This is a genomic window from Chitinophaga sp. CB10 (assembly GCA_001870995.2).
Lineage (GTDB): Bacteria > Bacteroidota > Bacteroidia > Chitinophagales > Chitinophagaceae > Chitinophaga.
In genome coordinates this window covers 241,818-257,599 of the sequence record MLAV02000006.1, presented here as the reverse complement: position 1 = coordinate 257,599, position 15,782 = coordinate 241,818, and the positions used below count along the sequence as shown (strand labels likewise).

At 54.7% G+C, this 15,782-nt stretch carries 10 protein-coding genes; 2 read left to right on the top strand and 8 right to left on the bottom strand.

The genetic code is table 11. The features are described 5' to 3' along the window. Positions 1-90 precede the first annotated feature (90 nt). Positions 91-1,350, top strand: coding sequence for a PQQ-binding-like beta-propeller repeat protein (locus BOC67_RS11095; RefSeq protein ID WP_291910251.1), 1,260 nt, complete (start codon positions 91-93; stop codon positions 1,348-1,350). A 44-nt stretch (positions 1,351-1,394) separates the two neighbouring features. Here BOC67_RS11095 and BOC67_RS11090 read toward each other — a convergent pair whose 3' ends face one another. From BOC67_RS11090 to BOC67_RS11070, 5 genes are all read right to left on the bottom strand, one after another. Beyond that, entirely contained in the window at positions 1,395-3,902 is a 2,508-nt protein-coding gene (locus BOC67_RS11090; RefSeq protein WP_291910249.1) for a cation-translocating P-type ATPase, read from the bottom strand. A gap of 26 nt (positions 3,903-3,928) precedes the next feature. Continuing rightward, positions 3,929-5,080, bottom strand: a complete 1,152-nt coding sequence (cfa, locus tag BOC67_RS11085) for a cyclopropane fatty acyl phospholipid synthase (protein ID WP_291910247.1) — start codon at positions 5,078-5,080, stop codon at positions 3,929-3,931. A gap of 295 nt (positions 5,081-5,375) precedes the next feature. Beyond that, positions 5,376-6,704, bottom strand: coding sequence for a HAMP domain-containing sensor histidine kinase (locus BOC67_RS11080; protein ID WP_291910245.1), 1,329 nt, complete (start codon positions 6,702-6,704; stop codon positions 5,376-5,378). A 91-nt stretch (positions 6,705-6,795) separates the two neighbouring features. Further along, entirely contained in the window at positions 6,796-7,452 is a 657-nt protein-coding gene (locus BOC67_RS11075) for a GDSL-type esterase/lipase family protein (protein ID WP_291910243.1), read from the bottom strand. A 52-nt stretch (positions 7,453-7,504) separates the two neighbouring features. Then, positions 7,505-10,126 carry a glycoside hydrolase family 2 TIM barrel-domain containing protein gene (locus tag BOC67_RS11070; protein WP_291910240.1) on the bottom strand — a complete coding sequence of 874 codons (2,622 nt, stop codon included), beginning with the start codon at positions 10,124-10,126 and terminating at the stop codon, positions 7,505-7,507. 305 nt (positions 10,127-10,431) lie between these two features. On the opposite strand from BOC67_RS11070, the gene BOC67_RS11065 reads away from it, so the two are divergent. After that, entirely contained in the window at positions 10,432-12,864 is a 2,433-nt protein-coding gene (locus BOC67_RS11065; protein ID WP_291910238.1) for a hypothetical protein, read from the top strand. Between the two features lie 38 nt (positions 12,865-12,902). Here BOC67_RS11065 and BOC67_RS11060 read toward each other — a convergent pair whose 3' ends face one another. The 3 genes from BOC67_RS11060 to BOC67_RS11050 are packed head-to-tail and all read right to left on the bottom strand — an operon-like array spanning position 12,903 to position 15,609. Continuing rightward, a complete protein-coding gene (locus BOC67_RS11060; RefSeq protein ID WP_291910236.1) occupies positions 12,903-13,598 on the bottom strand; it encodes a LytTR family DNA-binding domain-containing protein in 696 nt (231 codons plus the stop codon). A gap of 1 nt (position 13,599) precedes the next feature. Next, the gene (locus BOC67_RS11055; protein WP_291910234.1) at positions 13,600-14,661 is read right to left on the bottom strand and encodes a sensor histidine kinase; all 1,062 of its coding nucleotides are present in this window, start codon (positions 14,659-14,661) and stop codon (positions 13,600-13,602) included. Between the two features lie 12 nt (positions 14,662-14,673). Beyond that, positions 14,674-15,609: a hypothetical protein gene (locus BOC67_RS11050; protein ID WP_291910232.1), complete on the bottom strand. Its 936-nt coding sequence runs from the start codon at positions 15,607-15,609 to the stop codon at positions 14,674-14,676. Between the last annotated feature and the right edge of the window lie 173 nt (positions 15,610-15,782).

Genomic DNA, 15,782 nt, shown 5'->3' with positions numbered 1-15,782 from the left:
TTATCATAAAACTAATCAAACGTCCCCGCCAGGCTCCTTAGAATATAATTTTAATTTTATATCTTACCTCCTACCCTAATTCCAAAACTTATGAAACTGAGTGCATTAGCCTTATTGTTACTATTCCCCACCGCTGTTTTTTCCCAATACAACCGATTTGGCCCCGTTAAGTGGACTGCCGCGCTGGAAGGCAAGGTTTTCACCGCTCCCGTGCTGCATGGCAGGCATATTATTGCAGGGTCCGCCGCGGGGGATATAAAGGCCCTGGATACGGCTACGGGGGCCGCCCAATGGCAGGTGCGCCTGGCGGGCGGCGTGGCCGGGCAACCGCATGTGGATGGCCACCTGCTCTACGTGGGTACGTACGGCGGGTATTATGCCCTGGATGCCCGCAGCGGCAAGGTCCGCTGGCGCTTCGTCACCGGCGGGGAACGCAGGATAGGCGGGAAAGGACTTTATACCATGCAGCCGGATAGCCTGTACATGGAGGACCAGTATGACCTCTTCCTCTCCGCTCCTGCTGTGGATGCAAAGCGGGTGTACTTTGGCAGCAGCGATGGTTACCTGTATGCGCTGGACAAGCTGTCCGGTAAGCTGGTCTGGAAATACCGGACCAACGGCCCCATACACGGCGGCGTGGCCACTGCTGCGGGCCTGGTGATTGCCGGCAGCTGGGATACCTATATTTACGCCCTGGATGCCGCTACGGGGCAGCTGCGCTGGAAATTCAAGACAGACGAGGATGAAAAATACCATCATATCCTGGAAGGCATACAAGCTACGCCCCTGATATATAACAACACGGTGTACCTCGGCACGCGGGATACGAAGCTGTATGCGCTGGACCTGCAAACAGGGAAAGAGCAATGGCACTGGGATGCGGGCGATCCGTGGATTGTAGGCAGCGCCGTAGCCAGGGATGGGCATATTTATGTGGGCACTTCCGATAGTTATTCAATGGTGGCCCTGGATGCAGCTACCGGCAGGGAACTTTATACCCATAAAGGCGGGGGATATGTATTCGGCGCGGCGGCGCTGGCCGGAAACGCGCTACTGTACGGGGATTTTACAGGGCGGCTGTTTATGGTCAACGCCGCGGATGGCCAATTGCTGGATACGCTGGATACACCCGGCAGAAAGCAGCATGCAGGCACGGTACTCAACAGCGCTGGGCTGATTGACTTTATGCATAGCGCCGGCGGCGCGAACCCCGCGCTGTACCAGACAACTGTGGATTTTATGCAGGAGTTGTATAAACTGGGACCCTTTACATCCGCGCCGGTGGCAGCTAACGGCGTCGCCTATATCAGCAGCGCGGATGGGAAGGTGTATGCTGTTGCATTGCGGTAGCGCTGGTCTGTTTTCCTGCTGTAGTAGCGGGGACCACCAGCTTTTTAGCGCTGGCGCATGCGGTGCACCGCTTTCACGCCCTCGTACCAGATCACGCTCAGCCATCCTACGACGGCGCAGATGCCCAGTTGCAGGGCGGTTAAGCCCTGAATATTAAACAGGGCCGCCACGGGTGGCACATACAGCATAATGAGCGTGAGCAGCACAGTAACGAGGATCACGCCTACCATCAGCATATTCCGGTTTTTCATGCTGGCAATGAAGGAATAATAGTTGGAACGGTTCACCAGCGTCAGGAAGATGTTGGCGATGATGAGGGTGGTGAATACCATGCTGCGGGTAAGCTGTTCGGAATAGCCCTGCGCTACCGCCCACTGGTACACACCCAGCACGCCGGCGGTGATGAGGAGGCCCTGCAGGATGCAGCGGCCCATCTCCTCCCAGCTGAGGAAGGTTTCATTGATAGGGCGCGGCGGTATTTTCATGACATTTTTTTCCAGCGGTTCATTTTCGTACACGACGGAGCAGGTAGGGCCCATCACTATTTCCAGGAAGATGACGTGCATCGGTGTGAAGATAGCCGGGTACAGCCAGCCGAGGAATAGCGGCAGGGATACCGTGAGGATGATGGGAATATGGATGGCCACGATGTACAACACTGCGCGGCGGATGTTATTGTAGATACGGCGGCCCATGGCTACTGCGTCGACCATCCCGCTCAGGTCGTCCGTACTGAGGATGAGCGCTGCCGCCTGTTTGGCGATCTCCGTGCCTTTGCGCCCCATAGCGATGCCGATGTGGGCGGCCTTGAGCGCCGGCCCGTCGTTGACGCCGTCGCCCGTCATGGCCACGATCTCATTTTCCGCCTTCAGTGCGTTAATGGCCGCCAGCTTTGCTTCCGGGAACATGCGGGTGAAGATATTAACGGATTCCATTTTTACCTGGCGTTCCTTTTCGTCCAGCTGCATGAGGACGTCCCCGTCGATACTGGCCCCTGCCCCGCGCAGTCCGGCCTGGGCCGCGATGGCTTTCGTAGTGGCGCTGTTATCTCCCGTAATAATTTTTACTATTATCCCTGCGTCATAAAATTTATTGAATACCTCTTTGATATTGGCTTTGGGGGGATCATAAAAAGTGATCAGCCCTAAGAAGCGGAATGGGAGCGATTGCTGCTCCGCCGGGAAATCGTTGCCGCTGAATGCAGCGCTGGCAACGCCGAGTACGCGGTAACCCTGGTTGGTAAAGGCCTGCAGCTGCGCCTGGATCTTCTGCCGGCTTTCCTCATCCAGGCGGGCGGCGGCCATAATGGCTTCCGGCGCGCCTTTGGCAGCGATCACGCGGTTGCCGCCGGCATCTTCCAGCACGTGCGTCATCATCGGCGGCGTGCCTCCTAACGGGTACTCATGTACGAAATGATAATTGCTGCGTATATCCTTGTCCGTTATTTTGCCGTAAACGGTATGCAATGTTTTTTCCATGGGATCAAAAGGCACCGGCTCGCTCGCCCACATGGACCAGGTGATGATTTCCCGCGCTGCCGGCGCGTTCCAGCTATCCGGCCCGTACACGGCGTCTGTGGCCAGGTCGTACACGTTATGCAGCTGCATACTGTTTTCCGTAATGGTGCCGGTTTTGTCCGTACAAATTACGGTGGCGCTGCCCAGGGCTTCTACGGTCCGTACCTTTTTCACGATGATGCCCAGCTGCATGAGCCGCCGCGCGCCCAAAGCCATGAACGTGGTAAACGCCACGGGGATTTCTTCCGGGAGGATGGACATGGCCAGGGTAAGGCCTTTCAGCAGGCTGTCGATCACGCTGCCGCTGATGTAATAATTATAGCCCCACACGGCCAGGAACACGGCGATGCCGATGATGGCCATGCCTTTAACGAAAGCGGCGATCTGCTTTTGGAGCAGTGTGGGTTCATCTTTCATGGTGAGGATGGCGCTGCCCAGTTGACCGATCTTTGTTTGCGCGCCTACCTTCTCCACTTTCACGAAGGCGAGGCCGGACGCTACGAGCGTGCCGCTGTACACGGCATTGTCGCCATCCGGGGTTTTAAACACCGTATAGGCTTCCCCGGTAAGGGCGGATTCGTTGACGGAGAAGTCGTTTGCATGGATGACCGTACCATCCGCGTTGATGGTATTGCCTTCTTCCACCACCATGACATCGCCCACCACTACTTCCGCCGTGGGGATGCCCCTGATTTTTTTATGCCGTACGACGAGGGTGAGCGGTTGGTTAATTTTTTTCAGGGCGGCCAAAGCCTGGTTACTGCGGCCTTCCTGGTAGATAGAGATGCCGGACACCACGAGGATGGCGGCGAGCATAAAATAGGCTTCGCTGGTTTCCCCCAAAATGAAATAGATGATAGTGACAGCCACCAGGAGGATGAGCATAGGTTCTGACAGCAGCTCGGACAAGAGTTCCAGCAGCCGGCTTTTCTGCCTGGAGGCGTATTCGTTCTTTCCGAACTGTTGACGGGATTGGGATACGGCCTCGTCGTCCAGGCCGGTAATATGATCGGGTAGCTTCCTGTAATCGGCCATAAGCGGCAGGTTGAAATAAGGTTTGGCTATGAATGTAGGAATTTTTCCGTTGCGGCGGGTTGCTTTTCCGCGACTTTATAGCCGCCTTCCACGCCGTAGGGCGATAGAACGACCTGCCAGAGCTGACTGCAACGCGCCCGGAAGGAGCCTGCGCAGGATTGCAGGTAGTAGTTCCACATCCGGCGGAAAGTAGGATCGTAGTTATCTTTCAGCTCTTCCCAGTGATCGTTGAAACGCTGGTACCAGGCCATGAGGGTTTTATCATAGTTCACGCTGAAGTTCTCCCAGTGTTCCATCACGAAGTACTCTTCGATCGCTTTGCCGATCTGTGCGATGGAGGGGATGGTGGCATGCGGGAATATGTATTTACCCAGCCAGGGATCGGCCATGGTAAAGGAGCGGTTGCCCCCGATGGTATGCAGGAGGAACAGCCCGTTGTCGTGCAGGCAGCTCCGGGCTATTTTCATATAGGCGTGATAGTTACGGTAGCCCACGTGTTCAAACATCCCCAGGGAAGCGATGGCGTCAAACTTCTCCGTCATGCTTCGGTAGTCCATTACGCGGATATCTACCGGGAGACCTTTGCAGCGTTCTGCGGCGAGGCGGGCCTGCTCTTCGGAGATGGTGATGCCGGTCACATGCACGCCATAGTTTTCCGCGGCAAATCTGGCGAAGCTTCCCCAGCCGCAGCCGATGTCCAGCACCGTCATTCCAGGGCGCAGGTGCAGCTTGCGGCAGCTGAGGTCCAGTTTTTCCTCCTGGGCGGCATCCAGGTTACCGGCATGCTCCCAGAAGGCGCAGGTATAGGTCATCCGCTGGTCCAGCATGCGGCTGAAGAGGTCGTTGCCGAGGTCGTAGTGGCGGCGGCCGTTCCTGAACGCCTGCTCCGGATGCTGGAAGTTGAACAGGCGGGATAGCAGGATATCCCTTTTGAGGGCCCAGCTGGCTTTTATCTTTTCGTCCAGGCGGGCTTTGAGGATGTGATAGATGGTTTGGTCCAGGGCAGGACTATCCCACCAGCCGGCCATGTAGGACTCTCCCAGTGCCAGCGATCCGTATTTGAGGACGGCGGGGTAAAAATGTTCATCATGCACATGAATATCCCAGGGCATATCCCCGTTGACGTTGATGCCGGCGGCTGACAGCAGCCTGATTACCATATTTTTACTGCTTTCCATAAATTGAATGGGCTATTACCTGGTTAACAACTGCAAGCCAAAAAAGGTTATCGACTTCAGTAAACGGGCCTGCGTATAGGCGAGGTCGTTATTGAGGGGCCGGTGAATAAGAATAAGTCCGGCCCGTCTACCTCATAAGCAAAATCTAAATTTTTCAGAACCTTCGTTCCGGACATTCCCTGTTAATCCTATAGAGAGAATGTCAATATTTTTTTGGGGGCCGTAAAATAATAAAAAAATGAATATCAACAACAAAATGAATAAAATAAATATATTAAGCGTACTTCGTACGTTTTTAATTAAAACAGTCGTCCTCATCGTCTGCAGGCGCTACTGCGGGGAGCAGGATGGTGAAGCTGGTACCTTTTCCCATCATACTTTCCACGTCGATCCTGCCGCCATTTTGCACGGCAAACTCCCGGCATAGTACCAGCCCGAGGCCGGTGCCCCGTTCGCCGTTGGTGCCATATTCGGGGTGGTTGCTGTAGGAAAACAGCTCCCCTACCTGTTTGGGCGTCATGCCCTTGCCATCGTCGGTGATGGTGATGGCCACCTGGTCGGATTCCAGCCTGGCGGTAATGCGCACATCGCCCCCGGCGTAGCTGAATTTCAGGGCGTTGCTGATGAAATTACGCAGTATCACTGAAACATGATCTCTGTCGGCATACAGCACCACATTTTCATCCACTTTCATATGGATAGCGATGTTCTTCTGCATCAGCTGCAGGCGGAAGAAATACAGCACGTCCGTCACCAGCGGCAGCAGCGGGAACAGCGTTGGATTGGCGTGTATGCCTTTCATACTCCGGCTGCTCCAGCGGAGGATGTTGTCCAGGGAGCCTCCCAGCTGGGCCACTTTTTCGTGCAGGACCTGTGCGGCTTCTTTCATATCCTTTTCAGGGTATTCGCCTTTCAGGAACATATCCAGCAGTACTTCCAGCGTTGCCAGCGGACTCCTTACATCATGCGCCACGATGGAGAACAGCTTTTCCTTATCCTTGTTCATATTGATGAGGTTGGCCCTGGAATCTTCTATCTGCTGCTGGTAATCGGAATGGATGATCTTAAAGAAGGTCAATCCTATCACGGGGAATGCCAGGGAGATGGTAGCGTTTAACCATAGCCGTTCCTTCGGTACGGGCACTACTCCATCCAAATGCTGGGGGAAATAGACGATGCCGAGGAATACGGTGATCAGGAATAAGCAGGACAGTCCGACGACCCACCAGTTGTCGTACACCAGCACGACCACGATTACAATATTGATCAGGAAATATTCTGAACCGTTATGGTAAAAAAAGCCGGTGAACGTGTACACGATGGCGCTGGTAACGATGAGGGATAAACGCGCGGTGAGGTATTTCCGGTTGTAGTGCAGGTACAGGACGCCCAGCGCGCCCAGGGTGGTAGCCAGGTTGAGGCCGGACAACAGGTAGCGGCCCTGGTAGCAGTTGAGCAGGCAAAAGAAGAACATGCATGGAATACAGGGTAAGGCCAGCAGGTTGAGCATCTTGGTGCGGCGCACTTCCATGAAAGGCATGCCCGGATGAACGCCAACATTCACAATGGCATTCCAGAGATTGACAATCTTTTCATTTACTGTGCGCCGCAGATCATTTAGCATAGGACTACAAATATACCCTGAATTTTCGATGCAACATTTGAATGTAGAATTATTGTAATAAGATGAAAATGTGCAGATTGGGTATAAGGGCTTATTTCTTCAGATAGGGCAGCAATGCCTTGCGCCATATATCGTACCCCTTGCTGTTCATGTGCAGCATGTCGTCCAGGAAGAGTTCGGGCCTGTTGTGGCCTTTGGCGTCCAGCATCGGGCGGAAGACGTCCACAAACTGCATGTGTGGCTGGCTGGCCACGTAGTCCCTGATCAGCTTATTGGCGGCTTTGATCTTGTCCATGAACTTTTCCCGGGAAGGGCTTGGCTTGATGGAGATGTACACGATCGGCGTCTGCGGCAGTTTTGCACGAATGGCAGTCAGCAGTTGTTGGGTATGATGCAGGATGGTATCGGCGGTGTATTCTTCCTTTGCGGCATCGTTATCACCTACGTAAATCACTATTTGTTTGGGTTGGTAGGCAAATACCAGGTCGTTCAGGTAAAAAATAATGTCGTTGATGACAGCCCCTCCTACCCCTCTGTTCATGGCGGTGTAAGGCGCAAAGGTCCTTTCCAGGTCGCCCCATTTACGGATGGAGGAGCTCCCGATAAACAGCAGCGGATGGGCCGGCGGCGTGTACAGCTGGTCGTACTTTTTGATGGTTTGCACATCCTCCCAGTAACGGGGTTTTTCCTGTGCGGTTGCGGCCAGTGTAAGTACTGCCGCAACCATCACTGATAGTAATTTTTTCATAACATGTATTGATTAAAGATCGGCGGACAAATTATAAAATTCCGGCAGAAAGTTATTGAATATTCACCTGCTGCGGGGCAACGTTTTGTCCGTACACTTCTACCAGCGCATTGCCTGAGGCGGCTGCCCTGTCGCCGCTGATCACGATCTGCCGCTCTTCACCCGGTAATACCGACACGTAATTATCGGAGTAAAATACCGGCAATATTCTTTCTTTAGTTTTCGCATCCAGCAGGGAAACCCGGTTGAAAAAGGCGACCGGCCCGTTTGCAGGGTTATGGATGGTAACGAGTACTTCCTGATTTCGGCGTATAGCCGTGATCGTTGGTTTGACCGGCCGCAGCTCCTGTAAGCCGCTGTAGTTACCATCTGCCGCAGGCAACCAATAGAAATTATCATCTATTATTTCCTTGCGGAGATTACGGAGCCGCAGGGAAAGGAAGAGGCCCTTTTTCTCTTTCAGTGCGTCCAGCTTTGTTTTCAATTCAATATGGCGTTGGACATTCGACGGGGTTGCCTCCACGAATAATTGATCTATGGGATATTGTTTGCCGGCCATATCGTATGCGTGTACATCCAGCATGAGATCGCGGTGGTATTGGAAGGTATTGTTCGCCACCATGACGATTTTATTCACCGGGTCGTACATGGCGTGCAAGGGCTTGCTGCCGCTGCGGAGGCCATACAGGCAGGCGTTGGGATCGAGGTAATAATCGTACATCTGTCCCCGTAAGGCCGTCCATGGATTCTGCGTTTTCCAGATGATGGTACCGGTGTACCAGTCCCACATATGCGCGCTGAAGCCTTCCATCAGGGCGCGGTACTGGTCGTAATTGACCAGTTGCGCTTTGTTGGCCCAGTCTTCCAGGTTTTTCGCGGGGCCATATGGCGCCAGGTGGTTGTCATAGGAGATGTATTTGTGATAATCCCATACGCTGTCCACTTTATTGGCTGCAAAGTCAGGCGCTACAAGGTTTTCGGCCGGGAGGAATCTTTTGAGGCTGGCGATATCCCCCACGCCCACGGAGCCTACTTCCGAGTTGAACGGGAAGGTGCGGTGGGCCCAAAAGCGCTCTATTGGCTGGATGCCGTAAGGCCCGTCCCCATTGCCGCCGATGAAGTTGTAGGACATGCTGTCGGTATTGGAATAGTCGAAGAAGTAGCGGGTCCCATCCAGCACCGGGAGGATGCTATCCTTCATGGCGGCGAGGATGTCCTGCGGCGGGGTGATTTCATTACCGCCGCACCAGATTGCGAGGGATGGGTAGTTGCGCAGCATTTTTACCTGGTCCGCCACGCTGCGGATAAACAGGCCGTGGTCGTTGGGATACTGGCGGCGGGTCCACTGGTCGTCCTTCTTTTTAGGGTCGAGCCAGCGGCCGTTGCAGTCGCCGGACATCCAGAAGTCCTGGAACACCAGCAGGCCGTATTTATCGCAGGCTTCGAAGAACTCGGGCCTTTCCGTGAGGCTGCCGCCCCAGATGCGGATGAGGTTGAGGTTCATATCGCGGTGGAAGCGCACTTCCGCGTCGTAGCGTTCTTTGCTGAAGCGGAACATAGCGTCGGAGGTGATCCAGTTGCCGCCTTTGATAAAGATGCGTTGTCCGTTTACGCGGATTTCCCTGCTGCGGGTGTGGGTGTTCCAGGCTGTTTGTATTTCCCGTACGCCCACCTCTACGTTTTCCCGGTCGCTCACTTTGCCGTTGGCGGTGAATTCCAGCGGCAGCTGGTAGAGGTGCTGGGGGCCGTAGCCGGCGGGCCACCAGAGCCGGGGGTTGTCCAGCTGCAGGTCCGGCAGGGCGACCGTCGTAATACCTTTAGGGGCAAGGGTTACCTGTTGCTGAATCGATTTACCATTCAATACATATTTAAGCACGCCGGATACAGCGGTAGCAGCGGCGTTTTCCAGCGTGGCGGATACTTTGATAGTGGCGGGCGCCTGAGGGCCTTCCGGCTGGCGTATGCCTGGCACGAGGGTGATGACGTGCGGGTCCTTGATACGTACGGCGCCGGTTTTTTCGATGGTTACTTTATCCCAGATGCCGGTATTGCGGTCCCGCATGGGTTGGATCCAGTCCCACCCTGCCGTGTACTGCGGGCCTACGTTGCGCGCGATGGCGCCATCGCCTCCCTGGCCGCCGTTGGGGTTCCCGGGTATCGCCGGCGGATATACGATGACTGCCAGGCGGTTTTTACCATCCCTGGCGAGGAAGGAAGTGATGTTATAGGTTTGGCGCAGGTAAGCGCCGTGGTGCGTGGCGGGGTTTACTTTTTTTCCGTTCAGGTAGATATCGCAGCCGTCATTCACGCCGCGCAGGTGCAGCCATACCTGCCCGTCCGCAGCGGGGGCGGGTTCGGTGAAGTCCTTAACGAACCAGCGGGTATAGTATTCCGGCCCGGTGGCATAGATATCCGGGATACGGTTGTTGTTCATGCCGAAGAAAGGGTCCGGTACTTGTTTGTTGTGCAGCATGGTGGTGAGGACGGTGCCCGGCACGATGGCGGGTTGCCAGTTGCGGAGTTGCTGCCCGGGTTGGGAGATGGCGGTTCCGTCGAGCTTTACTTCCTTTATTGGCATTGATTTCCAGTCGCTGTTCAGCTCATATTGTTCCTGGGCGCGGAGGTGGGCGCCGGCGAGGAGTATGAGTGAGGATAAGATGAGTCGTTGCGTCATTGTGGTGTGTTTAATGGTGAAAGTTAGTTTTTTTCTCGCAGAGGGGCATAAGGGGGCGTAAGCACGCGGAGGATTGGAGGGGAGTTTTTTCTCGCAGAGGGGCAGAGGGGGCATAAGCACGCAAAGATTGGAGGGGAATAAAAAAGGGACAAATGGGTTTAAACCAAGGGGATGATGGTTAGTCATTTTATTGGGCCCGGAGGGATTGGGATTGCGGGTATGTGGCAGCGTAATCAACCAACGGGCCCCCGGTGCTGTTATACCCTTACCGGATTGTCATTATTTCACCAGTAACAACCCTCTTCATGCGACAATTAATCACCGGGCTGCTGTTGCTTTGTTGCCTCACGGCGGCAGGGCAAGACATCAGCTGGCCAAAAGAAATCCCCATCAACGGCGGCGGCAGGATCACTATCTACCAGCCCCAACCCGAAAGCTTGCAGGGCAATAATCTTTTTATTCGTGCAGCCGTATCCGTTAGGGAAACCGGTTCCTCGGAGCCCATCTTTGGCGTGGTGTGGGCCAACTGCCTCATGAATACCGATAAAATCAATCGCACTACCACGCTGGAAACACTGAACGTAACGCGGATAAAGATTCCTGACATTACGGACAACAGCAGGCTCCTGCAAATTTCCAGCCTGCTGGAAAAGGAAGTGCCGAAATGGGACCTGACCATGTCCCTCGATGAACTGCTCACCTCCGTAAGGGCGGAGCAACGCATCCGGGATAACAACATCAACACCGATCCGCCCGAGGTGATTTACCGGACCAAGCCCTCCCTGCTCGTAATCATGGACGGCGAGCCCCGCCTGCAGCTGGATAAAGACCTGAATATGCAGCGGGTGGTCAATACCCCGAACCTTATTGTACAGAATCCGACCGACAAAAGGTACTATTTATACGGCGGGACCTTCTGGTACTCTTCCAATGATGCGAAATCAGGGTATGTAGTGCATCGGAACATCCCGGCCACTATCAGGACCATTGACGCGGACCTTAAAGCGAAGGAGCAAAATGACTCTCTCCCCAAATTTAACAACCCACTCCCCCTTGATATAATAGTGCGTACCACGCCGGCAGAGCTGATACAAACAGACGGACCGGCCTCCTATAAAAACCTCCAGGGCACCAGCCTGCTATATGTCGATAACTCCCTGGAAGATATTTTCAAAGACATCAACACCCAGCTGAACTACATCCTGCTGGCAGGCAGATGGTACAGCTCCCCTTCCCTGCAGGGACCCTGGAAGTACGTGCCCAGCGACGAGCTGCCGGCAGATTTTGCAAAGATTCCCGAAGGGTCCGAAAAGGACGGCGTGCTGGCCAATGTAGCCGGTACCGCCGCCGCAGAAGAAGCCGTGGTGGATGCGGAAATCCCGCAGACGGCCAAGGTAGACCGTTCCAGCGCACAAACGAACGTGACGTACGACGGCGCGCCACGGTTTCAACCCATCGAAGGCACTAACCTCTCACTGGCGGAAAACAGCAACCTGACCGTCCTGCAGGCCGGTAACCGGTTCTATGCGGTGGACAATGGCGTGTGGTTTACCAGCAACTCCGCTACCGGCCCCTGGGAACTGAGTACGGACCGCCCGGCGGACGTGGACCGCATCCCCGCCACCAGCGAGGCTTACAACACCCGCTACGTCTATATTTACGAAGTAACTCCCCAATATATCTATACCGGCTATACGCCGGGATATCTCAACTGCTACATCTACGGCCCTACCATCGTTTGGGGCACCGGCTGGCGCTACCGGCCATGGTGGGGACCTGTCTATTACCCACGGCCGCTGACCTGGGGCTTTGGCGTAAGCTACAACCCCTGGTATGGATGGAGCCTGGGCTTCGGATGGACGTTCAACTTCGGCTGGATGAACTTCCGCTATTGGAGCGGCGGATATTACGGCGGCTGGTTCGGCCCTCCGTTGTACCGCCCTCCGTTCAGGCCCTGGGGTTATAACGGCGGATACTACGGCCGCCCGCACTGGAGTATTAACAGGCCAAATATCAATTACAACCGGCCAATCAATGCAGGCCAACGGCCGGTCAGAGGCGGGAATACCTATCCCGGCAGACCGGGGATCAGCAATAATTTGTACCGGGACCGGGTGAATATACAAACGGTGGACAGGCCGTCGAGGCTGCCGGGTGGGAATGACAGGCCTTCGAGGGTGCCGGGGAATGTTACGCCGGGTGCTGACAGGCCTTCCAGAGTGCCTGGGAATGTTGCACCGGGAGGGAATGACAGGCCTTCCAGAGTACCGGGCAGTGTTACGCCAGGGGGGAATGACAGACCTTCCAGAGTGCCTGGCAATGTTACGCCGGGTGGTAACGACAGGCCTTCCAGAATACCCGGCAATGTTACGCCGGGTGGTAACGACAGGCCTTCCAGAGTCCCCGGTAATATTACGCCGGGTGGTAACGACCAGCCATCCCGCGTTCCCGGCAATTCCAACCGCCTCCCTACCCGGCCGGAAGCCCGGCCTTCGCGCGGACAAAACAACATCATGTCCGACGGGGATGGCAACATCTACCGCCGCCAAAACAACAGCTGGCAACAACGGCAGAACAACGGCTGGCGGGTAGCGCCTCCGCCCCAACAGCAGCAGATGCAACGCATACAAATGCAGCGCGACCGCGGCGGCATGCGGCAACAGAACTTCAGCACGCCGCCACGGCCTGCGCCACGCACCGCGCCTTCCGGCGGTGGCGGCAGACCAAGAAGAGGATAATGATAACGCGGCTCCGGCAACCTGACCGGAGCCGCTTTTTATTTCAGCATGGCGATGGCTTCCATGAACTGTTTGAAGTAAGCGTCGCCGATAGGCACATGGTATTGCTGTATAAAAATCCGCTGCCTTTCAATGCTGTCGATCTTATTCAACGCAACGATGAAGGATTTATGCACCCGCATAAACTCCTTGCCCAGCGCGTCTTCGAAGCTGCGCAGGTTTTGCAGGGTGAGGATTTTTTGCGTAGGCGTTTGGATGGCTACGTAATTGCGCAGGGCTTCGATGTAGAGGATATCGCTGATGTCGAGCCGGATGATGCGCTTATCCGTACGCACAAAAAGATGCTTGCCCAGGTTGGCGGAAGGCTTTTCCGGCAAGGCTCTGCGACTGACGGCGCGTTGCACCGCTTTCACAAACCGCTCAAAGGAAACGGGTTTCAGCAGGTAGTCCAGCGCTTCTTTTTCAAATCCCTCCACCGCGTAATCGTCGTACGCGGAAACGATGATGACGGAAGCGTCGTTTTGCAGCAGCTGCATAAACTCCATGCCGCTGAGCTCCGGCATCTGTATGTCGAGAAACACCAGGTCCACCGGGTTGCTTTTCATAAACGCCAGCGCCTCCAGCGGATTATTGAAACTGCGCAGGAGTTCCAGCTCCGGCATCTTTTTAATGAAGGCCAGCAGCACCTGTATGGCCAGCGGCTCATCGTCTACCACAATACATTTTAACGCCATATTACCAGTATATTTTCAGGTGGCATTGATAGTCCGCTTCCGTATCAGTGATGTGCAGTTCGTGCTTTTGCGGATAGATCAGCTGTAAGCGCTTGCGTACATTTTCCAGTCCTATGCCACCGGTTTTATCTTTATTGAAAATCGATTTTTTATTACTTACCACGAAGCTCAGCGCCTGCTCATCCCCTTCCAAAGCAATGGTAACGGGGCTTTGCGGCTGATTGGTGACGCCGTGTTTAAACGCGTTCTCCACAAAGGGCACCAGCAGCATCGGCGCAATCTGTTTATCAGGCAGGGTTTCCGCGAAGTTTGCCCGGATACCATCCTTCACGCCTGTACGTAGTTGCTGCAGGCTAATGAAATCCTGCAGGTACTGCACTTCTTCGCGGATCGGGCTGCGAAAGTCAATATCATCCGGCTGGTCCAGCATATAGCTCAGGAGGTGCACCAGCGTATTATTGGCCGGCGCCACTTCCGGGGAGTTGGTGATGGCCAGCGCGTAAATGCTGTTCAGGCTGTTGATGAGGAAATGGGAATTGAGCTGCATTTTCAGGAAGCCTGATTCCGCCCTGGTTTGCTGCTGGCGGAGCAGGGCCCTGCGCTTATCTTCCCGGAGCCAGTGCAGGAAGAGGCGGCCGGCAAAAGCGGCGGCCAGCAGCACGAGGCTGGTCCATAAGGCGTTGATAAAATAAGCGCCGTAGGTGGTAAATACCTCAATGCGGCGGCGACTCATGAGATCGTACCGGTAGCCCTGGTACAGCATAATCGTGGGAAAAACTTTTGCCGCTACCAGGTATTTGAAGCTGTTACACACCGTCAGCAACGGGATTACCCGCAGCAGTAAGCGTTGCCAGCTGCGCGTACGCAGGAAGGCAGGCACGATCCACCGGAAGTAAATATAGAACTGGAAAAAGTTGAACAGGCCGAATACGCCTTCCCGGATGGCCAGCACCGTCAGGCTTTCCCGGGTGTACACGGTGAGGGTAAACAGGCCCATGCCGAGTACCGTTGCCATATAGAGCAACAGCAACCATAAAAATTCGCGGCTATTTTTCCTGTTCACGTTCATGATGATTTATGCGACGGCCACCTGCCGGCCTTTAATTTCCAATACCGGTTTTTGCTGTTCGATCCGGATGTCAATCAGTAACCTTCCCTGGTAATGCTGCAACTGCCCCAGCTGCTTTTCCGCTGCCAGCAAGAGCTCCATGGGAATGGCGCGGATGCCTTCCTCCTCCCCCGTCACTTGTAATTCCAGCTGCTGGTGGGGATAGAGGCATGCCCGCAGGGAAATGTATTGTTGTAAAAAGTAGAGTTCTTTTTTGAGCGTGGTAACGCCTTCCGTCGTTTCCTTATCATAGAGCAGGTAGCGCAGTAACTCGGAGATGAGGAGAATGGCCTGCACGCCTTCTTCGCCGCGGCGGAATTCGTCCGTCAGCAAAGGGTTCAGCGCCTTCAGGTGTTGCAGCAGCAACTGCGAGCCGGCACTCAGGCGGGAAGCGTTGGAGGCAACGAGGGAGAGCTGGCTCTCCATCGGATCTTCGTTGCGGTAGTCCAGGAAGAGGCGGTAGCCAAATGCCAGGATCACCACGCCTATACTGGTTTTAAAGGCCATCCGGCTATATTCCCAAAAGGTAAATAAAGTAGGGGCTATGGGTTTTCCCCCCTTCGGGGAGAGTAATGAGATCATCTTCTGCAGCACCACATCGGCTCCTATCCATTTCCCCACGCCATATTTCAGGCAGGTAAAGGCCGCTGCCGTGGCAACAGCTATCCAGACGGACCTGAAATAACGGTGTTCCTTAACGGGTTGATTGATCAGCCAGAACACCAGCAGGTAAAAGAGGTGGAAGTTGATGAGGCCATAGAGGAAATAACGTATCAGCAGCCAGCGGGTGGCAAAGGTAGTCGCAAATGCGTAGGGCAGCTGCCGGTAGGTGTACAACAGCAACAGCGCCACGAAGATGGCCAGGTGTACGAGATAGCGGTATGGTTCCTTATGCGCTTTCATATGATCAGGCGATGAAATTACATTAATCTGCCCGTAGATGGCGGGAATTAAGGCATTCTTTTTTTCGTACCTGTAAAAATCCTGATTGTACTTTTTTTCATTCCGTACGTCCTTTTTCCGCTACAGTAATAAAGCGGATAAGTACCTTGGGAGCCTATTCCAGCTGGGTATCC